This window comes from Sphingosinicella sp. YJ22 (genome assembly GCF_011320075.1).
Classification (GTDB): Bacteria; Pseudomonadota; Alphaproteobacteria; order Sphingomonadales; family Sphingomonadaceae; genus Allosphingosinicella.
Map to the genome: position 1 here is coordinate 40198 of NZ_JAANPA010000001.1, position 22863 is coordinate 63060.

Genomic DNA, 22863 nt, shown 5'->3' on the forward strand with positions numbered 1-22863 from the left:
CGGGGCCAGTTATGCCAGGCAGATATTTCGACGAATGGACAGTGGGCGACACGGTCGACCATCAGCCGCACCGGACGGTGACGGAGACGGACAATCTCCTCATCTCCACACTGACCCACAATCCGCAGCCGCTTCACCTCGACGCGGACTATGCCGCCGCGACCGAGTTCGGGCGGATCGTCGTCAACGGGACTTTCACGTTCGCTCTGCTCGTGGGGCTCAGTGTCGGTGACACCACCCTGGGAACGCTGGTCGCCAACCTCGGCTACGACAAGGTGCGGATGCCCAAGCCGGTGTTCGTCGGCGACACGCTTCGCGCGTCGACCGAGGTGATCGCGTTGAAGGACAGCAAGTCGCGCCCCGACGCGGGCATCGTCACCTTCAAGCACCTGATGCACAACCAGCGCGGCGAACTGGTCTGCGAGATGGAGCGCACCGCGCTGATGCGGCGCCGGCCCTAAGGCGGCTTCGCCACCTATATTTTCACGCGGAGGCGCGGAGGAAGAAAGGGAGACGCGGAGGGCTCGTTGCGGTTTCCTTCTCCGCGCCTCTCCTTCTTCTCCGCGCCTCCGCGTGAAATCATTTTCTTGTTCACGCGAAGGCGCGAAGGCGCGAAGAAGGGGAATGCCGCTTCGCGGCGGGGAGGGGGCTTCATGAAACTGCGCAGCTTGCTGTTCGTGCCGGGGGACCGGCCGGACCGGATGCAGAAGGCGTTCGCGGCGGGGGCGGATGCGCTGATCCTCGACCTCGAGGACGCGGTTGCGCTCGAGCGCAAGGCCGAGGCGCGGCGGCACGTCGCGGACTTCCTCCGCGCGGTCGGCGGCAACCAGATCTGGGTGCGAGTCAACCCGCTCGACAGCGGGGAGAATCAGCGCGACCTCGACGGCGTGCTCGCCGCGCATCCGCACGGGCTGGTGCTGCCCAAGGCGGAAGGCGGCCGCGACGTCGACGAGCTGGCGCGGCGGCTGACCGAGCGCGGCAACGCCACCGCGCAGATCCTCGCCATCGCGACCGAGACCCCGGCGGCGATCTTCGGGCTCGGCTCCTATGGCGGCGCCAAGCGGCTCGCCGGCCTCACCTGGGGCGCGGAGGACCTGCCCGCGGCGATCGGCGCCGCGACGAGCCGCGAGGAGGACGGAAGCTTCACCGCGCCCTACGAGATCGCCCGCTCGCTGTGCCTGTTCGGCGCTGCAGCGGCCGGCGTCGCGCCGATCGAAACGGTCTATCCGAACTTCAAGGACGTGGACGGACTCGCGACCTATGCGGCGCGGGCGCGGCGCGACGGTTTTACCGGGATGATGGCCATCCATCCGGCGCAGGTCGCGGTGATCAACGAAGCCTTCTCGCCGAGCGAGACGGAGATCGCCCACGCCCGGGCGGTGGTGGCCGCGTTCGATGCGCAGCCGGGGGCGGGGGCGCTGTCGCTCGACGGCAAGATGATCGACCGGCCCCACCTCGTGCAGGCCCGCCGAATCCTGGACTCCGCCGGGCGATAAGCCCGTGGCACCCTTGTTCGCTTCCATGCCCGTCCCGTTGGTGGCCATCGCCGGAGCGGTCCTCGGTGCCATCGTCGGGAGCTTCGTCGCGGCGCTGGTGATCCGCTGGCCGCGGGGGGAGAGCGTCGTCGGTGGGCGGTCGCGGTGCGACGCCTGCAGTGAGACGCTTCGGGCTTCGGAGCTGGTGCCGCTGATGTCGTACCTTCTCCAGCGCGGACGATGCAGGCGGTGCGGCGCTCGGATCGATCCGAGGCATCCCGCGGTGGAGCTGGCGGGGGCGCTGATCGGTGTCGTGGGCGTCCTCGCGCATCCCCTGCCGCTGGCGCTGGTCACTGCGGCGCTGGGCTGGTGGCTGCTGGCAACGGCGACGATCGATGCCGAGGAGCATTGGCTCCCTGATGCGTTGACTCTCCCGCTCGTGCCTTTGGGACTACTCGCCGCCTGGGCCGGGTTCGGGCCGCCTCTGCTCGACCGGGCAATCGGCGCGGTCGTCGGTGGTCTTGGGCTGGCCCTGCTCGCCTGGTTCTACCGCGTCCTTCGCGGTCGGGAAGGGGTGGGCGGAGGCGATCCCAAGTTGCTTGCCGGTATCGGCGCCTGGCTCGGCGTGCTGCAATTGCCGTTCGTATTGCTTGGTGCCGGACTGGTCGGGCTCGCCGCAGCGCTCGCACTGGCGGCGCGAGGCAAGGAGGTCAGCGCCACCACGCGGCTGCCGCTGGGGGCGCTGATGGCGGTCGCCGCATGGCCGCTGTGGATCCTGTCGGCGGGGAACAATTCAGCTGCCATCCATCTTTATCCGTTATAGAATTTCCAAGGGCGGCGTTTTCCCTAGAGGCGCCGCCCGACCCTTCCCGACATCGCGATCCGGCCGCCGCTTTCCGGCTTGCGAGTCCGCGCATAACCTGTGACACCTCAAGGCGATGGAGGCGGGCGCTTGGGGGCGCTGCAGCCGCCCCGTGCCGGGACGGTCGTCACTCAGCTCTCCACTCTCTGTCGCAATAGCGTCACATGCCGCGCATAGCTGGCACGGGATGGCCGGGAGGGGATTCGAAGCAGGTTCCATGGCGGTGGCACTGAACCCGCGCGCGGAGCGACTCCTCGCCCGCCTGCCGCGCCTGACCGTCTATTCGGCCGGCGAGCTGCTGCTGCTCGTGCTCGTCGCGGTGCAGGCGGCGCGCTTGTTCTGGGCGTTGCTGACACCGCTGGGGCCGGTCGGGGAGTATCGCGCGCTCAACACCGCCATCCCGCTCCAGCAGAGCGTCGGAACGCTCGCCAGCTTCGATCCCTTCTTCCGCCAAGTCGCCGGCGCCGCGCCGGTAGTGGTGACCGCGCTCGACATCCGCCTCTATGGCACCCGCGAGGACCGCGCCACGGGCCGCGGAAGCGCGATCATCGGCACTCCGGACGGCCGTCAGACCAGCTTCATGGTCGGCGAGGAGATCCTGCCGGGCGTGGTTCTGACAGCCGTAGCCTTCGACCATGTCACGGTGACTCGAGGCGGAGTCGCCGAGCAATTGTTCCTCGACCAGTCGCCGGCGCCGACCGGCCCCGCCAGGCCTGGTGTTCCGTCAGCCCCTCAGAACCCGGCAATGATGACTCCGCCGCAGCAGGTCCCGGTGGTGCGCGCTCCGCCGCCGCAGGCGACACCGCAACCCATGCAGCCTTCAAACACGACGCAGCCGATGAGAGTGAATCAGTGAAGCGTATCCTTATCGCCCTCATGCTGGCCGGCGCGCCGATCGCCTTTACGGCTCCGGCCCATGCCCAATATGTCCTCAACCTGCGCGACGCCGACATCCGTGCCTTCATCCAGGACGCGGCGCGGGTCACGGGCCGGACGTTCATCATCGACCCGCTGGTGCAGGGCCGGGTGTCGGTGGTGACCGAGCGGCCGCTGTCGCGATCCGAATATTTCGAGCTGTTCCTGTCGACCCTTCGCGCCAACGGCTTCGTCGCGGTGCCGGCGGCGGGCGGGGCGCTGCGCATCCAGCCCGCGGCGGGCGCGGCCTCGTCGGCCCCGGTCGGCGGCTCGGCACGGCGCTCGGCGAGCGGCTTCGTCACCGAGATCTTCCGGGTGCGCAACATCGAGCCGTCCTCGGCGGTGGAGACTCTTCGGCCGCTGGTCAGCGCCAACGGCTCGATCACCGCGAGCCGAAGCTCGATCGTCGTGTCCGACTTCGCCGACAATGTCCGGCGCGTGCGCCAGGTGCTGGCGCAGATCGACGTCGGAGTCGACCGAAGCTCGACCCGAGTGATCGGAGTCGAGAATATCGGCCCGCGCGAGCTCGCAGCGGCGCTGAGCGCGCTGGCGGGCGAAGGCGTGTCGGTGGTGCCGATCGACAGTGCCAATTCGATCGCGCTGCGCGGCGACGCTCAGACCCTGGCGCGGCTGGCGGGCGTCGCCGCCGAGCTCGACCAGCGCGCGGCGCGCGGCACCGACGTGCGGGTGGTGTTCCTGGAACATGCCGACGCCGCTCAGCTGCTGCCGGTGCTTCAGACGCTGCTCGGCCAGACTCCGACCTATTCGCAGCCGCTCCAGAACAGCCGGTTCGCCAACAGCGGCACCGGCGGGGCCGACGCCGCGGGCCGAATGGGCGGCGGCACGCTGCAAGCCAATACGCGGGTCCAGACCGCGCCTCAGCAGCAATCAGCGGCCGGGGGAGCGCCGGCGTCGCAGGCCGATCTGCCGCCCGCCTATCGCAACGCGGTGGTGACCCGCTTCGAGGGCGCCAACGCCATCGTCATCTCGGCGACGCAGGACGTCCAGCGCATGCTGAGCGAGGTGGTGCGTCAGCTCGATGTGCGCCGCGAGCAGGTGCTGGTCGAGGCGATCATCGTCGAGATTTCCGACCAGGCCGCGCAGCAGATCGGCGTGCGCCTGTTCCTCGCCGGCCTCAACGGCTCCGCGGTGCCGTTCGGAATAACCAATTATTCCAGCCTGCAACCCAATCTCGGCACCCTCGCCGGCACCGCGGCGGCGATCGAACTGGGGCTCGGCCAGCGCACCGACACCGACGGCGACGGCGACATCGACAATGACGATTCCCCGCCGGTCAGCGATCAGCTTGTCCGCGATGCTGCAAACGCCCTCTCGGGGATCCAGGGCGGCCTCGTCGGCATCGGGCTGCGCGCCGGCGACGTGCTGTTCGGCTCCATCCTCAACGCGGTGCGCTCGGACAACCGCTCCAATATCCTGTCGACCCCGTCGATCATGACCTTGGACAACCAGGAAGCGCGAATCTTGGTCGGCCAGGAAATCCCGATCACCACCGGCGAGGCGCTTAGCCCCAATTTCGACAACGCCTTCCGCACCGTGCAGCGCCAGAATGTCGGAATCACGCTCCAGGTTCGGCCGCAGATCAATGCGGGCGGATCGATCAAGATGGACCTGCGCGTCGAGGTGAGCTCGATCGCCGGGCCGGTGTCGTCGAGCTTCCAGGACCTCATCCTCAACAAGCGCGAGATCGAGAACACGATCACCGTCGACGAGGGCGAGATCGTCGGCATCGGCGGCCTTCTCGACGACAATGAGCGGCGCACGATCGAGCGCATTCCGCTGCTCGGCGACATCCCGATCATCGGCGAGCTGTTCCGCTCACGCGGGCGGGCGCGGCAGAAGACCAACCTGATGATCTTCATCCGCCCGACCATCCTTCGCTCGGCGGCGGACGCTCGGGCGATCGCGGCGCGGCGCTACGATTATGTCCGCGACCAGCAGCTCGCGATCAACCCGACCCGCGAGCCGACCATCGACGAGCTGGTGCGCGACTATCTCGGCACCGTCCCGCCGACCGCTCCGCCCGAGCTGACGCCGACCGACATCGTCGTCGATCCGCGGCTTCTGCCCAATGTCGGCGGACCGGAGTCCGCGCCGGCAGCGCAGCCCACGCCGGTCCAGGCCGAAGTCCCCATGCCGACCGACGCGCCGCGGAGGCGGGAGCCGCGGCGGTGACCGCGCCCGAAGAGGATGCCGTCCTCGCGCCGGCGCGCATTCCCTACGCCTTCGCGCGGCGTCATGGCGTCGTCCTCGCCGGCGGCGATAACAGCAAGCCGACCGTCGCGATGCGCGAGGGCGCCGACCCGCAGGCGCTGGTCGAGCTTCGCCGCTGGCTGGCGCGGCCGTTCGCTCTGGAGTTCGTCGCGGCCGACGCCTTCGACCGGCTGCTTTCCGACCACTATGCGATGAGCGGCGAGGCGGCCGCGGCCAATGCCGGCGATCTCGGCATCGGCGAGGATCTCGGCCATCTCGCCAGCGACATTTCCGCCGAGGATCTGCTCGACACCTCGGACGACGCGCCCGCCATCCGGCTGATCAACGGCCTCCTCGCCGACGCGGCTCGGCAGGGGGCGAGCGACATCCATATCGAGCCCTACGAGACCGGCATGGTCGTGCGCATGCGCATGGACGGCGTGCTTCGCGAGGTGCTGCGCATGCCGGCCCACGTGGCTCCGGTGGTGGTGAGCCGCATCAAGGTGATGGCGCGGCTCGACATCGCCGAGCGGCGGCTTCCGCAGGACGGGCGCATCGGGCTGACGCTCGGCGGCAAGCTCATCGACGTCCGCGTGTCGACGCTTCCGAGCCGGGCGGGCGAGCGGGTGGTCCTGCGCATTCTCGACAAGGACAATGCCGGGATCGACCTCGAGATGCTCGGCATGACCCCGAATATCGAGGCGTCCTATCGCGAGGCGCTCGGCGAGCCGAACGGAATCGTCCTGGTCACCGGCCCGACGGGTTCGGGCAAGACGACGACGCTCTATGCGGGGTTGAAGCTGCTCAACGACGGAAGCCGCAACATCCTCACAGTCGAGGACCCGGTTGAATATGCGATGGACGGGGTCGGGCAGACCCAGATCAACCCGCAGGTCGGCCTGTCCTTCGCGACCGGGCTTCGAGCGATCCTTCGCCAGGACCCGGACACGGTGATGGTCGGCGAGATCCGCGACCGCGAAACCGCGGAGATCGCGGTGCAGGCGGCGCTGACCGGCCACCTGGTGCTGTCGACCGTCCACACCAATGACGCGGTCGGAGCGATCACGCGGCTTCGCGACATGCGGGTCGAGCCGTTCCTGATCGCCTCGACGGTGCGGATGGTGATCGCCCAGCGGCTGGTGCGGCGGCTGTGCCCGGCGTGCCGGCAGCCGGCGCAGGCGGCGGGATCGCTGGCGGATTCCCTCGGCATTCCGGCGGGCACGCCGATCCATGAGGCGAAGGGCTGCGCGGAGTGCGGCCAGACCGGCTATAAGGGGCGGATCGGCCTGTTCGAGGCGGTGAAGGTGGACGAGACGATCCGGCGTCTGGTCAACGCGGGCGGCGACGAGGCCGAGATCGCGGCGCATGCCTTCCGGAGCACGCCGAATTTGAGCGCCGCGGCGCGACGGCTGGTGCTCGACGGTGCGACCACCGCTGAGGAAGCGGTGCGCGTGTCGCGTCACGAGGGCGGCAATGCCTGATTACGCCTATCTCGGGGTGGACCCGGCCGGGCGCGAGCGGCGCGGGCGGGTCCATGCCGACAGCCCGGAGCTCGCCAAGGCGCAGCTTGCCGCGCGCCGGCTCTATGTGGTCAAGGTCGAGCCGGCGGCGACCGGCGACGCTGCGCCGCCCTTGCTGTCGCGCGGGCTCATCCAGCGCAAGAAGCTGACCAACAAGCAGCTCACCCTGTTCACCCGCCAACTGGCGACGCTCATCCAGGTGTCGCCGCTCGAGGAGGCGCTGCGCACCGTGTCGCGCCAGTCGGAGCGGGAGGAAGTGCGCACGATCCTCGGCAACGTCCATTCGGGCGTGCTCGAGGGCCGGCGGCTCGCCCACGCGATGGCGCGCGAGCCGAAGAGCTTCCCGCCGCTCTATCGGGCGATGGTCGCCGCGGGCGAAAGCTCGGGTACGCTGCCGCCGATCCTCGAGCGGCTCGCGTCCCTGCTCGAGCGGCAGGCGCAGGTGCGCGGCAAGATCATCTCGGCGCTCGCCTATCCCGTGGTGCTGAGCTTCGTCGCGGTTTTCGTCGTGTTCGCTCTGATGATCTATGTCGTCCCCAAGGTGGTCGAGCAGTTCCAGGACGTGGGACAGGAGCTGCCCTGGCTGACCCGGGCGGTGATCGGGGTGTCGAATTTCCTTGCGAGCTATTGGTGGCTGCTGCTGATCGGCCTCGCGCTTTCCATCTTCCTGTCGGGCCGGGCGCTTCGCGAAGAGAATATCCGGCTGACCTTCGACCGTTTCCTGCTGCGCCTGCCGCTGCTCGGCCGGCTTCAGCGCGACCTCCACGCGGCTCGGCTCGCACGGACCCTGTCGACGATGATCGCGAGCCGCTTGCCTTTGCTCGAAGGCCTCAGGCTCACCACCCAGACGGTTCACAACCGCGTGCTTCGCCAGGCCTCGGCCGACATCGCCGAAGCGGTGCGCACCGGCGGCAGCCTTTCGGGCGCTTTGAAGCGCGCCGGGGTGTTTCCGCCGTTGCTCGTCTATCTCGCTGCCTCGGGCGAGGCGTCGGGCCGGCTCGACGTAATGCTGGAGCGGGCCGCGGACTATCTGGAACGCGAGTTCGACAGCTTCACCGCCACCGCGCTGGCGCTGCTCGAACCCGCCATCATCATCGTCATGGGCGTGGTCGTGGCTGTGATCGTCCTGTCGATCCTGCTGCCGATCCTCCAGCTCGACACCCTCGCCAGCGGAATGGGCCAAGTATGAAAGCGATCCTGAAGATGCTTCGCCGCAAGAACTCCGACCGTAGGAAGCGCGAGGAGGGTTTCACCCTCGTCGAGATGATGGTGGTGCTGGTGATCATCGGGCTTCTCGCCACGGTGGTGATCATCAACGTGATGCCGGCGACCGACCGGGCGGCGCGGACCCGGGTCCAGGCGGACCTGTCGACGCTGGAGCAGGGGATCGAGATGTATCGCCTGGAGAACATGCGCTATCCGACGACCGAGGAGGGGCTGGCCGCGCTGACGCCGAACTACATCAGGCGGCTGCCCAACGATCCGTGGAATTCGCCCTACGTCTACGTCGCGCCCGGGGCGAACGGGGCGCCGTTCCAGATCGCCTCACTGGGCGCCGACAAGCGCGAAGGCGGCAGCGGCGAGAATGCCGACATCACCAACTGATCGGCGCGTGAGGGGGCGGACAAAGCAATCGTGAGCGTCGAGGACAGCCTTCTGGTCTTTGCCGATGCGGCCGGAGTGCCGCGGCGCTGGCGGCTTCTGTCCGGCGGCGCCGTCGTCGGGCGCGGCGACGAGGTCGCCGAGCTGCCCGAGGCGCGGCCGTGGGTGCGGGTGGTGCTCGCGGTGCCGGGCACCGACGTCACGCTGCACTGGCTGGAGCTGACCGAGAATCTGACGGCGGTGCAGGCCGCGGCGGCGGCGCGGCTGCGCATCGCCGAGGACGCGCCCGAGCCGGTGGGCGACCTCCATGTCGCCGCGGGACGGGCCGAGCGCGGCCTGACCTGCGTCGCGGTCGTGCCGGCCGACCGGATGAGCGGGTGGATCGCGGCGGCAAAGGCGCTCCGGGTCGAGCCGGACATCGTCCTGCCCGCGCCGCTGCTGCTGATGGCGCCGGGCGAGGGGCTGGTGCGCTATGCCGGCGGCCCGGTTCCGGACTATCGCGGCGTCGCCCGCGCGTTCAGCCTGGAGGACGAGCTCGCGTCGGTGCTGGTCGGCGACACCCCGGTGGCCGAGATCGACGATGCGGCGCGCGAGGCGGGATTCGGCCCGGCCCTCGCCTCGCCGCCGATCAACCTTCGACAGGGGGTGTTCGCCAGGCGCCGCGATTGGGCGATCGACTGGCCGCGGGTGCGCCGGATGGCGGCGCTCGCCGCGGTGCTGCTGCTCCTCAGCCTCGCCATCCAGCTCGTCACGATCATGCGCACGACCTTCGCCGCCGACCGGGTCCAGGCCGAGGCGACGGAGCTTCGCCGGGCGACTCGGGGGACGGCACGGCTGGACTATGCGCCGGTCGCCGGCGTGCTGTTCGAGGCGGTGCGCGACACGCCGAACGTGACCCTGACCCAAGTCGTCTACCAGCCCGATGGGTCGTTGCGCGCGAGCCTGCTCGCCGACACGCCCGCCACGATCGATCTGGTGCGCGGGCGGGTCGAGGCACGCGGCCTTTCCGCGGTCGGAGCGCTGCCGACCGATCTCGGCGGGCGAGCCGCGCTCCAGCTGACGATAAGGCGGCCCTGAATGGCGAAAGTGGCGATCCCGACGCGGCCGGCCTGGTGGGAGGCGCGAAGCGCCCGCGAGAAAAGGCTGCTGTTGGTCATGGCGGCGCTGCTCGCATTGCTGCTGGTCTGGCTGCTCATCATCAGGCCATTGAACGACGCCCGCGCCAATGCAGAGCAAAGGCTCGACGCGGCGGTGGCGGAGCTCGGCAAGGCGCGCGCGGACGCGGCGGCGCTGCGTCAGCTCGGCGCACGACCGGCCGGCGCCCAGCCGGTGCCGAGGCCGCTCGACGGCTTCCTCATGCAGGCGGGCGGCGAGGCGGGGTTCGGCAACTTGAACGTCATCGCCGACGGCGCCGCGCGGGCGACGATTAGCGTGGCGAGCGCTCGGCCCCAGGCGTTCTTCGGCTGGCTTTCGCAGCTCGAGCGGCGCGGAGTGGTTGTCGAGAGCATGAGCGCGCGGGTGAATGCCGACCAGACCATCGCCGTCGAGGCGGTGCTTCGCGCGGGGGACAGCTGAATGCGCTTTCGACTTCCCATTGGGCGCACCCTGTTCTTCCTCGCCGCCTTCCTGGTGGCCTTGCTCGCGCTGCTGCCGATGCGCCTCGGAATCGACTGGCTCGGGCTCTCAACCCGCGGCCTCGCGGCGCGCGAGGTCGCCGGGAGTATCTGGTTCGGGTCGCTGAAGGAGGCGCAATATGGCAGCGTCGGCATAGGCGACGTCCATGCCGGGCTGCGTGGCCTGCCCCTGCTGCTCGGCCGCGCACGGGTGGCGATGGAGCGCGACTCCGGCACGCCCGCCGACGCCTTCGACGGGGCGGCGACCGTGACCCGGCGCGGCTTCGGCTTCGACGATGTCGACGGCCGCCTCCAGCTCGCCGGCGCGCTCGGGCCGTTGCCGCTGACCCAGGTCGATCTCGGCGACGTCAGCGTGCATTTCGCCGACGGCCAGTGCCAGCGCGCGTCGGGAACCGTGCGCGCCGCGGTCGCCGGCGACATCGCCGGGATCTCGCTGCCAGGAGGGCTCACCGGTATTGCGCGCTGCGACGCCGGCGCGCTGCTGCTGCCCCTGGTCAGCCAGGCGGGGAGCGAGACGCTCAACCTCAGGCTGTTCGGCGACGGCCGCTACGAGGCGCAGATAGTCATGCGCGGGGCCGATCCGACGCTCGCGCCGCGCTTCGCCGCCGCCGGATTTGCGGTGACTCCTGCCGGATATGCGCTGACCGTCGGCGGCGAGCTCTGACGAAGGATCATTAGCGGCTGATCTGCGTTAACCGGCCCACATATACACTGCTGTGCGAGCGGGCGGGCTTTCGCCGGCATTCCGAAAGGAGGCCGGGATGAAACGGAGGCCATTGTGAAATCGATTCTTTTCGGCGCGACTGCGCTGCTTCTCAGCGGCTCGGCGATGGCCGCGTCGGCTCCCACCGTCGCGACTTACAATATGGGCACCTATTCCTGGACGGCCGCGCCGCAGCTCGCCCAGGCGGCGTGGACCGGCGCGATGACTTATGACGAGGCGGCGGCGTGGACGGCGGACAAGCCGATGGCGCTGACCGACGCCCAGATCGCGGAGAAGGAGGCGTGGGTCGCCGCCAATCCGATGGCGGCGTCAACCGATGTCGCGGCCAAGCTGGACAACAAGCCAATGGAGAGCGCCGACGGCCAGGGCGGCCCATATGAGCCGGTGGCCAACGCCAACATGAGCTCGTGGCCGGCCTGCGATCCGGGCCCGGGCGACGACCGCTGCATCCAGCTCTACGAGCCGGGCGTGCGCGGCGCCTATGCGCAATGGTCCGCGGGCCGCGAGCGCATGGCGATGGGCGGACCCTATGAGCCGGTGACGTCCGACAAGGCTGCAGTCGGCGCCGAGCCGACGACCGAGCCGACCGGCGTCCGTGTCGCCAAGGCGGATATGGCGATGGACCATGCCAATATGGTCAGCGACACGCGCACCGCCGAGGAGATGCAGAACGCGTCTGTCTACGGAAAGGTCGACGAGACCCATACCGGCGTCGGCGGCCCGCTCGAGGAGGTCCGCGACTATCCGCGCTGCCGCAGCCGCAGCGACGACCGCTGCCAGCAGGGCAGCTGAGGCGCTAGCCTAGTCCGAAGGCGTCGGCGGGGTTTCGGCCTTGTCGGCGGCTTCGTCCTTGGCGGACAGCCATTCCTTGAGCTTGTCGATGCTGCGCTCCATCGCCGAGATGACGCAGCGGATTCGCTCGGGGTCCTCGTCGGCGAGCGCGATGTCGGACAGCCACCAGGTCTGCGACAGCCATTCGCTGCCGTCCTCGCGGTCGCGCACATTCATGGACAGATAGGCCTCGTCGGCCGGGACCAGTTCGGCGCCTTCATATTCGAGGCCGTGCAGCGCCACGCGGGCAGCCCGGATGTCATCGCCGCACATGGCACGCGCGGCCTTGAGCAGCGGCGCGACCTGGTGCCATTCGAGCTTGGTCTGCGACAGCGCCTCGACCGCCGCCGTGACGAGGTGGTGCTGCACGTCATCGTGGAAGTTCGAGCTGGTATAAGGCGGCGGCTGGTCGTCCATCGCATCTCGCTGGCCCGCGCGGCGGGCGAGGTCAAGCGGCGCGCTTGCCGCCGCGCCGCGCGCCAAGCAATGTGACGACAACGGACGCCGCCGCGAAGCGGGCGGCGAGCGACCCGGCGGAAGCCGGCTCAGGCCCGCGCTTGGCCAGGTCGGAAGGCGCCGCGGCGTCCGGCGCGGGCTCGGGATCGGCCGCTGCGGGAGCGGCGGCGACGTCCTGCTCCAGCACCGCGTTCAGCTCGGCGCCCAGAAGCACGATATAGGCGCTGAGATAGAGCCAGGTGAGGAACACGATCACCGCGCCGAGCGAGCCGTAGGTCGCGTTGTAATTGCCGAAATTGGACACGTAGAAGCCGAAGCCCAGGGTCGCGGCCAGCCACACGATCGTCGCCAGGATCGAGCCGGGTGTGATCCAGCGCCACTTGGCGTTCGGCCGGTCGGGGCCGTAGCGGTAGACCACCGCGAGCAGGCCGATCACCGTGGCCGCCGCCAGCGCGAAGCTCAGTGCCTGGACCAGGAATTGGCCGACGCCGCCCATGTCGGGGAGCAGCTCCTCAACCAGCGCCATCGCCGAGAAAGCGAGGATGGCGAGCAGCATCACAACCACCGCGCCGGCGACCATCGCGATCGCCATCAGCGTGCGGGTCACGAAGCCGCGCGTCTCCTCCGTGTCATAGGCGATGTTGAGCGCCGTCATCACCGAGGTCGCGCCCTTGCTTGCGCCGTAGAGGGCGATGGCGAGGGCGAGGACCAGCGCGAAGCCGGTCTTGGTTCCGGCGCTCTCGGTCATGTTCTGGAGCTGGTCGCCGATGATCGCGGCGCTGTCGCGCGGCATGACGCTGGTCAGCGTGGTCATATGCTGAACGACCGACGACGGCTCGGCGACGAGGCCGTAGGTGAGCACAAGGGCGGTGAGCAGCGGCACCAGCGCCGCGAACGCGTAGAAGGCGACCGCCGCGCCGAGCATCTCGAGATGATCCTTGCCCGATTCCGTCCAGGCGCGCTTCAGCACCTGCCACCAGCCTTGCGCTGGGATGTCGGTCGGTTTTCGCGCCCGATGCGCCATGCTCGCTCCTCGCTGCTGCCGGAGCGATAAGCGTAAGGAAGGCGAGGGGTTCCCATCTCCTGTCATTCCCGCGAAAGCGGGAATCCAGCTGCCCTTGCGGCGCCGGAGAAGAAGCTGGATCCCCGCTTCCGCGGGGATGACAGAGGGGTTAGCTTGACGAAATGACCGGCGCGGACTGGACCTTTTCGATCGACCGCGGCGGCACCTTCACCGACATCGTCGCGCTCGGCCCGGACGGACGGCGGCACGTGCGCAAGCTGCTGTCGGACAATCCCGGCCAATATGACGACGCCGCCACCGCGGGCATCCGGGCGATTCTCGCGGAGCATTGCGGCGGCCGCGCCGCGACGGTGAAGATGGGCACGACGGTCGCGACGAACGCGCTGCTCGAGCGCAAGGGCGAGCGGGTTGCGCTGGCGATCACCGCCGGCTTCGGCGACGCTCTGCGCATCGGCTACCAGTCGCGGCCCGACATCTTCGCGCGTAAGATCGTGCTTCCGGAGCCGCTCTACAGCCATGTGATCGAGGTCGACGAGCGCGTAACGGCGGACGGCGAAGTGCTTCGCCCGCTCGATCTCGCGGCGGCGGAGGCAGGGCTGCAGGCGGCCGTCGACGAGGGCTATCGCGCCCTGGCGATCGTGCTGGTGCATGGCTGGCGCTGGACCGCTCACGAGGCGGCGCTGGCCGAGGCGGCGCGGCGGATCGGCTTCACCCAGGTCTCGGCGAGCCACGAGGTCGAGCCGCTGATCAAGCTGGTCGGTCGCGGCGACACCAGCGTGGTCGACGCCTATCTGTCGCCGGTGCTGCGCCGCTATGTCGATCGCGTGGTGGCCGGCATCGGTTCGGGACCGCGCCTGTTCTTCATGCAGTCGAATGGCGGCCTCACCGACGCCGCCGCCTTCCGCGGCAAGGATGCGATCCTGTCGGGGCCGGCAGGCGGCATCGTCGGAATGGCGCGGACAGCCGAGGAAGCGGGCTTCGGCCATGTCATCGGCTTCGACATGGGCGGCACCTCGACCGACGTGTCGCATTTCGCCGGCACCTACGAGCGGACCAGCGAGCGGGCGGTGGCGGGCGTCCGGGTGCGCGCGCCGATGCTCGAGATCCACACCGTCGCGGCGGGCGGCGGCTCGGTCTGCCACTATGACGGCAGCCGCTTCCGGGTCGGACCGGACAGCGCCGGAGCGGTGCCGGGCCCGGCCTGCTACCGGCGCGGCGGGCCGCTCACCATCACCGACTGCAACGTCGTGCTCGGCAAGATCCGGCCGGAGCATTTCCCCGCGGTGTTCGGACCGGGCGGCGACGCGCTGATCGACGCGGAGGCTTCGCTGGCGCGGGTGAACGAGATCGCCGGGCCCGCCGGGATGGAGCCGCGCGCGGTGGCGGAGGGCTTCGTGCGAATCGCGGTCGACAACATGGCCAATGCGATCAAGCAGATCTCGATCGCCCGCGGTCACGACGTCACCCGCTACACCCTGCAATGCTTCGGCGGCGCGGGCGGCCAGCATGCCTGCCTCGTCGCGGACGCGCTCGGGATAGAGCGGGTGATGATCCATCCGCTCGCCGGAGTGCTCAGCGCCTACGGCATGGGTCTGGCGGACATGGTCGAGCTGAGGCAGCGCACCGTCGCCGGCGCGGCGCTGGAGACCGTGCTCGGCGAGTTGGAAAGCGAGGCCGTGGCGGCGCTCCAGGCGCAAGGTGTCGAGGCGCCCGAGGTCCGGCGCCGCGCCGCGCTTCGCTACGAGGGCAGCGACACCGCGCTGGAGGTGCCGGTCGGGGAGGGCATGGAAGCGGATTTCGTTGAGGCGCACCGCACCCGCTTCGGTTTCGTCTCCGACGCTCCGGTGGTGGTCGAGACGGCGATCGTCGAAGTCGTTGGGAAGGGTGAGCACTCATCCTCCCTGTCGCGAAGCGATGGGGAGGGGGACCATGCGCAGCATGGTGGAGGGGCTGTTCGAGACCCGCGCCAACGCCCCTCCACCGCCTTCGGCGGTCCCCCTCCCCATGAGGCTTCGCCTCACAGGGAGGATGAAGTGCTGCAGCGGGATGCGCTCTCCCCCGGCGCCGTCATCTCCGGCCCCGCAATCATCATCGATCAGGCCGCGACCACCGTGATCGAGCCCGGCTGGCAGGCCGAGGTCGATGCGCACGCCAACCTCATCCTCACCCGCGCGGTGCCGCGCGAGAGCGCGCCGGCGATGGGGACGGAGGTCGACCCCGTCACCCTCGAGGTGATGGGCAACCTCTTCATGGCGATCGCCGAGGAGATGGGCGTCGCGCTGATGAACACCGCCTCGTCGGTGAACATCAAGGAGCGGCTCGATTTCTCCTGCGCGATCTTCGACCGCGGCGGCGCCCTGATCGCCAACGCGCCGCACATCCCGGTCCATCTCGGATCGATGGGCGACAGCATCCGGACGATCATCGAGGCGCGCGGTGATCGGCGCGACGGGCGCGGCATGAAGCCGGGCGACGTCTATGTCCTCAACGCGCCCTATCGCGGCGGCACGCATTTGCCCGACATCACCGTGATCATGCCGGTGTTCGCCGACGAGGGCGACGCGGAGCCCGCCTGGTTCGTCGCCGCGCGCGGCCATCATGCCGATATCGGCGGGATCAAGCCGGGGTCGATGCCGCCGAACAGCCGCGACGTGCACGAAGAAGGCGTGCTGATCGACAATATGCTGCTGGTGGATGCCGGCCGATTCCTCGAAGCAGAGATGCGGGCCTTGCTCGCGGAAGGCCGCTGGCCGGCGCGCAACCCCGACCGCAACATCTCCGACCTCAAGGCCCAGATCGCCGCCTGCGCGCGCGGCGCGAGCGAGCTGAGGCGCATCGCCGCGGAGAAGGGGCGGGCGTTCGTCGACGCCTATATGGGCCACGTCATGGCCAATGCCGAGGAGGCGGTGCGGCGGCTGATCGGCACTCTGAAGGACGGCCGCTTTGCTTACGAGATGGACAACGGCGCGGTGGTTTCCGTGACGGTCACCGTGGACCGCGAGGCGCGCTCGGCGGTGGTCGATTTCGCCGGGACGAGCGGCCAGCTGCCGGACAATTTCAACGCGCCTTATTCGATCTGCCGCGCCGCGACGCTCTACGTGTTCCGAACCCTCGTCGACGACTCGATCCCCATGAACGACGGGTGCATGCGGCCGATCGAGCTTCGCGTCCCGGAAGGCTCGATGCTCAACCCGCATTATCCGGCCGCGGTGGTGGCGGGGAATGTCGAGACCAGCCAAGTCGTCACCGACTGCCTGTTCGCCGCGGTCGGAGCGCTGGCGCCGAGCCAGGGGACGATGAACAACTTCACCTTCGGCAACGCGGCCCACCAATATTACGAGACGATCGCCGGCGGTTCCGGCGCCGGCCCGGGCTTCGACGGTGCGAGCGCGGTGCAGACCCACATGACCAACAGCCGCCTCACCGACCCCGAGATATTGGAGACGAGGCTGCCGGTGCTTCTCGAGAAATTCGCGATCCGGCGCGGGTCGGGGGGCGCGGGCGCGAGCCGCGGCGGCGACGGGGTCGAGCGCGTGGTGCGCTTCCTGGAGCCCATGACGGCGAACATATTGTCCAACCGCCGCCGCGTCGCGCCGAAGGGGCTGATGGGCGGAAGCGACGCCGCGGCCGGGATCAACAAGGTGGTGCGGGCGGACGGAAGCGAGGAAATGCTGACTGCGACCGCCTCCGCCGAAATGGCCGAGGGCGACGCTTTCGTCATCCTGACGCCAGGGGGAGGGGGATATGGTGAGGGGTAAGATCCTCCCTGCCGCGAAGCGGTGGGGAGGGGGACCATGCGAAGCATGGTGGAGGGGCTGTTCGAGCCTCGCGCCGAAGCCCCTCCACCGCCTGCGGCGGTCCCCCTCCCCATGCAGCTTCGCTGCACAGGGAGGAACTTAATGCTGGAATATTTCCCGCTCCTCGGCATTCTGATCGTCGTCGTCGGCTTCGCTCTGAAGCTCAATCCGATGATCGTGGTGACGGTGTCGGCGCTCGCGACCGGGCTGCTCGCCGGCATGGACCTGCGCGAGGTCATCGAGACGCTCGGCAAGGCGTTCAACGACAACCGAATCATCGCGATCGTGTGGATCGTGCTGCCGGTGATCGGGCTGCTCGAGCGCTATGGCCTCCAGCAAAGGGCACGGGCACTGATCGCCGGCTTCCGCAACGCCACCGTCGGGCGGCTGCTGATCCTCTACCTCATCTACCGCCAGATCACCGCGGCGATCGGCCTCCATTCGACCGCCGGCCACCCGCAGACGGTGCGGCCTTTGGTCGCGCCGATGGCGCTGGCCGCCGCGGAGAAGCAGGGGCCGGTCGACGAGGCCCGCGAGGAGAAGGTCAAGGCCTATGCCGCCGCGACCGACAATGTCGGCCTGTTCTTCGGCGAGGACATCTTCTTCGCGATCGGCTCGATCGTGCTTATCCAGGCGACCCTGGCGACCTACGGGATCGAGCTGACCCCGCTTCAGCTGGCCTTGTGGGCGATCCCGACCGCGGTGGCGGCGTTCGTCATCCATGGTTCCCGGCTGCTGTGGCTGGATCGGCGGTTCAAATTCTCCCCGTCGCGGAGCGATGGGGAGGGGGACCATGCGAAGCATGGTGGAGGGGCCATCCCCGCGCCGAGCCCCTCCACCGCCTTCGGCGGTCCCCCTCCCCATGAGCCTTCGGCTCACAGGGAGGATCCCAAATGATCACCATGCAGTGGATCTACACCCTGGTCGGCGTCATGTTCGCGGCGTTCGCGCTGCTGAGCGCCCTCGACCGCAGCAACGGCAAGCGCTTCGGCAACGCCGCTTTCTGGGGGCTGATGGCGCTGAGCCTGCTCGCCGGCTCATGGCTCGGCGACTTCGCCAACGGCCTGCTCGTGCTCGGCCTCGCGGGTCTCGCCGGCTTCGGCTTCATCGGCCGCTCCAACCCGCCGACCACCAGCGACGAGGAGCGCGCCGCCTGGTCCGATCGGCTCGGCAACAAGCTGTTCCTGCCGGCGCTGATCATCCCGGTGACCGCCATCGTCGGGACCTTGCTCTACACCTATACGCCGCTGAAGGACGCCGGCCACTTCGAGGCCAAGCGCGAGACCTACATGTTCCTGGTCATCGGCGTCCTCCTCGCGCTTGCCGTCATTTTCGCCTGGCTGAGGCCGCCCGCCTCGGCGCCTTTGCAGGAAGGCAGGCGCCTCATCGACGCGATCGGCTGGGCGGCGGTGCTGCCGCAGATGCTGGCCGCGCTCGGCGTGGTGTTCGCGGCGGCCGGCGTCGGCGAGATCATCGGCGGCGCCACCCGCGCGGCGATCCCGGAAGGCAGCATCTTCCTTACCGTCGCGGTGTTCGGCATCGGCATGGCCCTGTTCACGATGATCATGGGCAACGCCTTCGCCGCCTTCCCGGTGATGGTGGCGGCGATCGGCGTGCCCTTGCTCATCCAGACCTATGGCGGCGATGCCGCGGTGGTCGGCGCGATCGGCATGCTCGCCGGCTTCTGCGGGACGCTGATGACCCCGATGGCGGCCAACTTCAACATCGTGCCGGCGGCGCTTCTGGAGCTCAAGGACCGCAACGGGGTGATCAAGGCGCAGATCGGCACCGCGCTTCCGCTTCTCGCCGTCAACATCCTCTTCATCTGGTGGTTTGCCTTCTAAGTCCTCCCCGGAACGGGGAGGTGGCAGGCCGAAGGCCTGACGGAGGGGCTACGCTGACGTTCGTGCCAGCCCCTCCACCACCGCCCTCGGCGGCGGTCCCCCTCCCCGTGCCGGGGAGGATTTGATAGGCGCACACCATGACCCACGAACTCACCCTCGCCGCCGCAGAGCGGTTCGCCGAGGCAGCGCTCGGCCACGTCACCCGCGAATATCCGCACAAGCTCGACCATGTCATGGACGGCCCGGAGGACGTGCGCGGGCCGCGCGATCTCCACCCGATCTTCTTCGGAAGCTTCGACTGGCACAGCTGCGTCCACGGCTACTGGCTGCTGATGCGTCTTCGCCGGCTGTTCCCCGACATGGCCCAGGCGCGCCGCATCGACGGCCTGTTCGAGGAGATGCTGACCGAGGACAATGTCGCCGGCGAGCTCGCCTATCTCGACCGCGCTTATTCCGGCGGCTTCGAGCGGCCCTATGGCTGGGCGTGGCTGATCGCGCTTCACCGCGAGGCGCAGGAGCGGCCGGACATGCCTTATGCGGACATCCTGCAACCGCTCGCCCGCGCCTTCGCCGACCGCTTCCTCACCTATCTGCCCAAGCTGACCTACCCGATCCGCGTCGGCGCCCATTACAACACCGCCTTCGCACTGATCCTCGCGCTGGCTTGGGCGGAGACGAACGATGCCGATCTCGCCGCTTTGGTCCGCGCCCGCGCCTCCGATTATTATTCAGGCGACCGCGACTGCTCCGGCTGGGAGCCGGGGGGCGACGAATTCCTCTCGGCGGCGATGGTCGAGGCTCTGCTGATGCGCCAGGTCCTCGGCGAGGCCGAGTTCGCCGGCTGGTTCGATGCCTTCCTTCCGCGGCTCGCGGAGGGCGAGCCGGCGAGCCTGTTCACGCCGGCCTTCGTCTCCGACCGAAGCGACGGCAAGATCGCCCATCTCGACGGCTTCAACCTGACCCGCGCCTGGTGCTGGCGCGGAATCGCCGACCGGCTCGAGCCGCATCTCGCCGACCGTGCGCGCGCGACGGCCGAGGCGCATCTCGAGGCGAGCCTGCCCTATGTCACCGGCGATTATATGGGCGAGCATTGGCTGGCCACCTTCGCCCTGCTCGCGCTGGAGCAACCCGCCTGATCCCATGCCACCTGTCGGCATGGTTTACAAAACCCTAACGAGGGATTCCAGAAAACCGCGGAAATCCGCCATTGGCCCGGCTCTTGCTCTGGTGCGGGCATGTTGAAGAAGATCGGCCGCCTGTTCGTCATCAAGACCCGCTTCGAGGCCTGCGCGGTCATCTACGCGCTCGCGGTCGGGGCGATGACCCGCGGCATGCAATATCTCGAAATCTATCCCGGACTGCCCGGCTACCTGTTCGTCGCCGCGGCCGTTGGCGTGGTGTTCATGGCCGGCGCCAAGCTGATGGAGGCGACCCGCCCCGACGCCGGCCACCGTCGCCGCAAGGAAGATTTCGACCAGTTCGGAACGGCGATCCGCGCTCGCTGAGCGCGCCGCACGGCGCAGCTCACCTCCCTTTAAGTCATCCCCGCGACATCCCGCTTCCGCGGGAATGACGGGCGCCTTCCATAAGTTGGTGTAAATTCCCAACAGGTGGCGACGCGTCGAGCCGCCAATTCCAGCCTCACAGTCAAAAACCGCGATTTTCCGCGGCCCTCCGCGTTTGGCACGCCTCCTGCAAAGTTCCTGGCGTCGCAATGGTGCGACAGGAATTTGGGAGAATGAACGTGAACATCCGCTCTGAGAACATCCGGCGCAAGTCCGCTTCCGCGGCCGCCGCCCTGGTCGTTTCGGCCTTCTTCATCAGCGCCGCGGTCGGTCCGGCGATCTCGACCTCCACCATCCAGACCGCGTCGACCCAGTCGGTGGTTCGCGCCGCGTAACGGCGGCGCCGACCATCCAGACCACCCAGGAGTTTGTACGAATGAGCATCTTTTCCAGGGCCCGCGACATCATCGCCGCCAACGTCACCGATCTCATCGATCGTGCCGACGACCCGGCGAAGACGATCCGGGTGATCATCATGGAAATGGAAGAGACGCTCGTCGAAGTTCGCGCCGCTGCCGCGCGCTCCATTGCCGACAGCAAGGAGAAGCAGCGCCAGGTCGCGGTCATCGGCAATTTGCAGGCGAGCTGGACCGACCGCGCCGAGCTCGCGCTGGAGAAGGACCGCGAGGACCTCGCGCGCGCCGCTCTGGTCGAGAAGGAGAAGCTCGCCGGCATGGCCGATGAGCTGAACGAGGAGATGGCGGCGATCACCGCAACCCTGAAGGCGGCGGAAACGGACATTGCCAAGCTCGAGGCGAAGCTCCGCGAGGCGCGCAGCCGCCAGGCGGCAATCGCCAGCCGGATGGAGAGTGCCCAGCACCGCGTGCGGATGCGGGAAATGTATGCCGGGCAGCGCACCGAAGCGGCTTTCGCCAGCTTCGACCTGCTCGAGCGGCAGGCTGATTTCGCGGAAGGCCAGGCCGAAGCGCTCGCGCTCGCCGCCCCGCGCAGCCTGGAGGAAGAGATTGCCGAACTGCGCGTCGCCGAACGGGTCGACGCGGAGCTCGAGGCGATGAAGGCGGCGCGTAAGGCCGCCTGACGGAAGACATAGGGAAACAGGGACCAAGAGGGAGCAATGCAAATGTCTCGCGGGAAATTCAGGCTGAACCGGCACGACGGCAAGATCATGGGCGTGTGCGCCGGCCTGTCGGACCATTTCGACATCGACGTGACGCTGGTGCGGGTGGCCATGGTGCTGGCGCTGATCCTCACATTCCCGGTGGCGGGCTTCGCCTATCTGGTCATGGGCCTCGTCGCCGACCGCGGCGGATACTCGGCCCGCTTCGATGAGGACGGTCGCGCGCCGCGGCTCAGCGCCCAGTCGGTCGCCGAGACCCGCGCCCGGATGCGCGACATCGATGCCCGCATGCAGGCGATCGAGACCCATGTGACCAGCTCGAACGTGATGCTGGCCAAGGAAATTGACGAGCTGCGCTGACGCCGCGGTAGAAGCAGGGAGGCAGGACGATGGTCGAGAGCATGGCGCCGGCGGTCTTCATGGCGGGGTTCGGGTTCGCCGCGGTCGCAGCGACTTTGATGGTGACGTTGCGGATGTGGCAGGGCTGGCTCGACCTCAAGCGCGCCGAGCTCGACCGCCGCGCGCCGCCCCAGGGCGAGGAGCGCGTCGAGATCGCCGAGCTCCGCGCCCGGGTGAAGCAGCTTGAGGCCATCGCCGCCTGCGTCGATCTCTAACGAACTCCCCTCCCGCTCGCGGGAGGGGCCGGGGGTGGGGAGGCCGGTGAACAGTCACAGCCCCCGGTGAAGCTTCCAGGTCACCCCATCCCCAACCCCTCCCGCACGCGGGAGGGGTTTTCTTATGGGATGCGTGTCCGCGTCGTGGCGCCGTCCGCGGCGATCCGCCAGACGTCGCCGAAATCGGGATGGGTGAGCGGGGCGGGGCGGGTGCCGCCCAGCGCGGCGACGATGTCGGGGACGGTGTTGCTGTGGCCGACGATCAGCACCGGCCACGGTCCCTGGCGGACTCGGGCGACGAGGGCAGGGGTGTCGGCGGGGTCGTAGACGACCGGCGTCAACCCGAGCCGCGCGGCGATCGGCGCCGCGGTCTGGCGGGTGCGCTTATAGTCGCTGACATAGATGATCGCCGGCGGCTCGGAAGCGAGCATCGCCGCGAGCCGCTGCGCCGCCGCCTGGCCCTCAGGCAGCAAGTCCGGATCGCGCTGCCCCTCCGGCGTGTGGAGGTGGCGCACCACATGATAGACCGGCTCCGGCGGGGATGGGGCGGCCGGGGTCATGCAGCCGGTCACGGCCAAGACAAGCGACATCAGCAACAGGCGCATCGGCATTACTCCTTTGCCGCGCTTGTCGGTGCACGCGCGCCGCCGCGTCAAGCGTGTCGGCGACGGACGTGATGGGGGTGCAACGTCCTGAAAAATGGATTAGGGG

The 22863-nt window shown here is 69.1% G+C and carries 24 protein-coding genes; 21 read left to right on the forward strand and 3 right to left on the reverse strand.

Annotated features, from left to right (window positions below):
• The first annotated feature begins 11 nt into the window (after positions 1 to 11).
• From G7B71_RS00255 to G7B71_RS00310, 12 genes are all read left to right on the forward strand, one after another.
• Complete coding sequence (locus G7B71_RS00255; RefSeq protein ID WP_166036661.1) at positions 12 to 461, forward strand: MaoC family dehydratase; 450 nt, start codon at positions 12 to 14, stop codon at positions 459 to 461.
• Between the two features lie 192 nt (positions 462 to 653).
• Positions 654 to 1496 (forward strand): CoA ester lyase, encoded by an 843-nt coding sequence (locus G7B71_RS00260; protein WP_166036662.1) that lies wholly within the window; start codon positions 654 to 656, stop codon positions 1494 to 1496.
• A 4-nt stretch (positions 1497 to 1500) separates the two neighbouring features.
• Positions 1501 to 2298, forward strand: coding sequence for an A24 family peptidase (locus G7B71_RS00265; RefSeq protein WP_243406025.1), 798 nt, complete (start codon positions 1501 to 1503; stop codon positions 2296 to 2298).
• Between the two features lie 256 nt (positions 2299 to 2554).
• Positions 2555 to 3193 (forward strand): type II secretion system protein N, encoded by a 639-nt coding sequence (locus tag G7B71_RS00270; protein ID WP_166036663.1) that lies wholly within the window; start codon positions 2555 to 2557, stop codon positions 3191 to 3193.
• Positions 3190 to 5445, forward strand: a complete 2256-nt coding sequence (gene gspD, locus G7B71_RS00275; protein ID WP_347708433.1) for a type II secretion system secretin GspD — start codon at positions 3190 to 3192, stop codon at positions 5443 to 5445. The genes G7B71_RS00270 and gspD overlap by 4 nt, the downstream gene beginning before the upstream one ends.
• Positions 5442 to 6944, forward strand: a complete 1503-nt coding sequence (locus G7B71_RS00280) for an ATPase, T2SS/T4P/T4SS family (RefSeq protein ID WP_166036664.1) — start codon at positions 5442 to 5444, stop codon at positions 6942 to 6944. The genes gspD and G7B71_RS00280 overlap by 4 nt, the downstream gene beginning before the upstream one ends.
• Positions 6937 to 8172 (forward strand): type II secretion system inner membrane protein GspF, encoded by a 1236-nt coding sequence (gspF, locus tag G7B71_RS00285; protein WP_166036666.1) that lies wholly within the window; start codon positions 6937 to 6939, stop codon positions 8170 to 8172. The genes G7B71_RS00280 and gspF overlap by 8 nt, the downstream gene beginning before the upstream one ends.
• Complete coding sequence (gene gspG, locus G7B71_RS00290) at positions 8169 to 8588, forward strand: type II secretion system major pseudopilin GspG (RefSeq protein WP_207774676.1); 420 nt, start codon at positions 8169 to 8171, stop codon at positions 8586 to 8588. Before gspF ends, gspG begins: the two co-directional genes overlap by 4 nt.
• A 30-nt stretch (positions 8589 to 8618) precedes the next feature.
• Entirely contained in the window at positions 8619 to 9662 is a 1044-nt protein-coding gene (gspL, locus tag G7B71_RS00295) for a type II secretion system protein GspL (protein WP_166036668.1), read from the forward strand.
• Positions 9663 to 10160, forward strand: coding sequence for a type II secretion system protein GspM (gene gspM / locus G7B71_RS00300; RefSeq protein WP_166036670.1), 498 nt, complete (start codon positions 9663 to 9665; stop codon positions 10158 to 10160).
• Complete coding sequence (gene gspN / locus G7B71_RS00305; protein WP_166036672.1) at positions 10161 to 10883, forward strand: type II secretion system protein N; 723 nt, start codon at positions 10161 to 10163, stop codon at positions 10881 to 10883.
• 114 nt (positions 10884 to 10997) lie between these two features.
• On the forward strand, positions 10998 to 11735 hold the full coding sequence (locus tag G7B71_RS00310) for a hypothetical protein (RefSeq protein WP_166036674.1): 738 nt from the start codon (positions 10998 to 11000) through the stop codon (positions 11733 to 11735).
• A gap of 9 nt (positions 11736 to 11744) precedes the next feature.
• Here the strand turns inward: G7B71_RS00310 and G7B71_RS00315 are convergent, their stop codons facing one another.
• Both G7B71_RS00315 and G7B71_RS00320 read right to left on the reverse strand, forming a co-directional pair.
• Complete coding sequence (locus tag G7B71_RS00315; RefSeq protein WP_166036675.1) at positions 11745 to 12191, reverse strand: hypothetical protein; 447 nt, start codon at positions 12189 to 12191, stop codon at positions 11745 to 11747.
• A gap of 31 nt (positions 12192 to 12222) precedes the next feature.
• Positions 12223 to 13254: a YihY/virulence factor BrkB family protein gene (locus G7B71_RS00320; protein WP_166036677.1), complete on the reverse strand. Its 1032-nt coding sequence runs from the start codon at positions 13252 to 13254 to the stop codon at positions 12223 to 12225.
• A 161-nt stretch (positions 13255 to 13415) separates the two neighbouring features.
• Here G7B71_RS00320 and G7B71_RS00325 point away from each other — a divergent pair, with 161 nt between their 5' ends.
• The 9 genes from G7B71_RS00325 to G7B71_RS00365 all read left to right on the forward strand — a co-directional run bounded on the left by G7B71_RS00325 (position 13416) and on the right by G7B71_RS00365 (position 22152).
• Entirely contained in the window at positions 13416 to 17012 is a 3597-nt protein-coding gene (locus G7B71_RS00325; protein WP_166036679.1) for a hydantoinase B/oxoprolinase family protein, read from the forward strand.
• Positions 17013 to 17153: 141 nt separating this feature from the next.
• Positions 17154 to 17948 carry a DUF969 domain-containing protein gene (locus G7B71_RS00330; RefSeq protein WP_166036680.1) on the forward strand — a complete coding sequence of 265 codons (795 nt, stop codon included), beginning with the start codon at positions 17154 to 17156 and terminating at the stop codon, positions 17946 to 17948.
• Positions 17945 to 18895 carry a DUF979 domain-containing protein gene (locus G7B71_RS00335; RefSeq protein ID WP_166036682.1) on the forward strand — a complete coding sequence of 317 codons (951 nt, stop codon included), beginning with the start codon at positions 17945 to 17947 and terminating at the stop codon, positions 18893 to 18895. Before G7B71_RS00330 ends, G7B71_RS00335 begins: the two co-directional genes overlap by 4 nt.
• A 137-nt stretch (positions 18896 to 19032) precedes the next feature.
• Positions 19033 to 20031 carry a DUF2891 domain-containing protein gene (locus tag G7B71_RS00340; RefSeq protein ID WP_166036684.1) on the forward strand — a complete coding sequence of 333 codons (999 nt, stop codon included), beginning with the start codon at positions 19033 to 19035 and terminating at the stop codon, positions 20029 to 20031.
• 99 nt (positions 20032 to 20130) lie between these two features.
• The gene (locus G7B71_RS00345) at positions 20131 to 20400 is read left to right on the forward strand and encodes a hypothetical protein (RefSeq protein WP_166036686.1); all 270 of its coding nucleotides are present in this window, start codon (positions 20131 to 20133) and stop codon (positions 20398 to 20400) included.
• Positions 20401 to 20639: 239 nt separating this feature from the next.
• Positions 20640 to 20795: a hypothetical protein gene (locus G7B71_RS00350; RefSeq protein WP_166036688.1), complete on the forward strand. Its 156-nt coding sequence runs from the start codon at positions 20640 to 20642 to the stop codon at positions 20793 to 20795.
• 41 nt (positions 20796 to 20836) lie between these two features.
• The gene (locus tag G7B71_RS00355) at positions 20837 to 21499 is read left to right on the forward strand and encodes a PspA/IM30 family protein (protein WP_166036696.1); all 663 of its coding nucleotides are present in this window, start codon (positions 20837 to 20839) and stop codon (positions 21497 to 21499) included.
• 42 nt (positions 21500 to 21541) lie between these two features.
• Complete coding sequence (locus G7B71_RS00360) at positions 21542 to 21898, forward strand: PspC domain-containing protein (RefSeq protein WP_166036698.1); 357 nt, start codon at positions 21542 to 21544, stop codon at positions 21896 to 21898.
• Positions 21899 to 21957: 59 nt separating this feature from the next.
• Entirely contained in the window at positions 21958 to 22152 is a 195-nt protein-coding gene (locus G7B71_RS00365; RefSeq protein WP_347708434.1) for a hypothetical protein, read from the forward strand.
• Positions 22153 to 22274: 122 nt separating this feature from the next.
• On the opposite strand, the gene G7B71_RS00370 is transcribed toward G7B71_RS00365, so the two are convergent.
• The gene (locus G7B71_RS00370; protein ID WP_166036700.1) at positions 22275 to 22757 is read right to left on the reverse strand and encodes a phosphoglycerate mutase family protein; all 483 of its coding nucleotides are present in this window, start codon (positions 22755 to 22757) and stop codon (positions 22275 to 22277) included.
• Positions 22758 to 22863 lie beyond the last annotated feature (106 nt).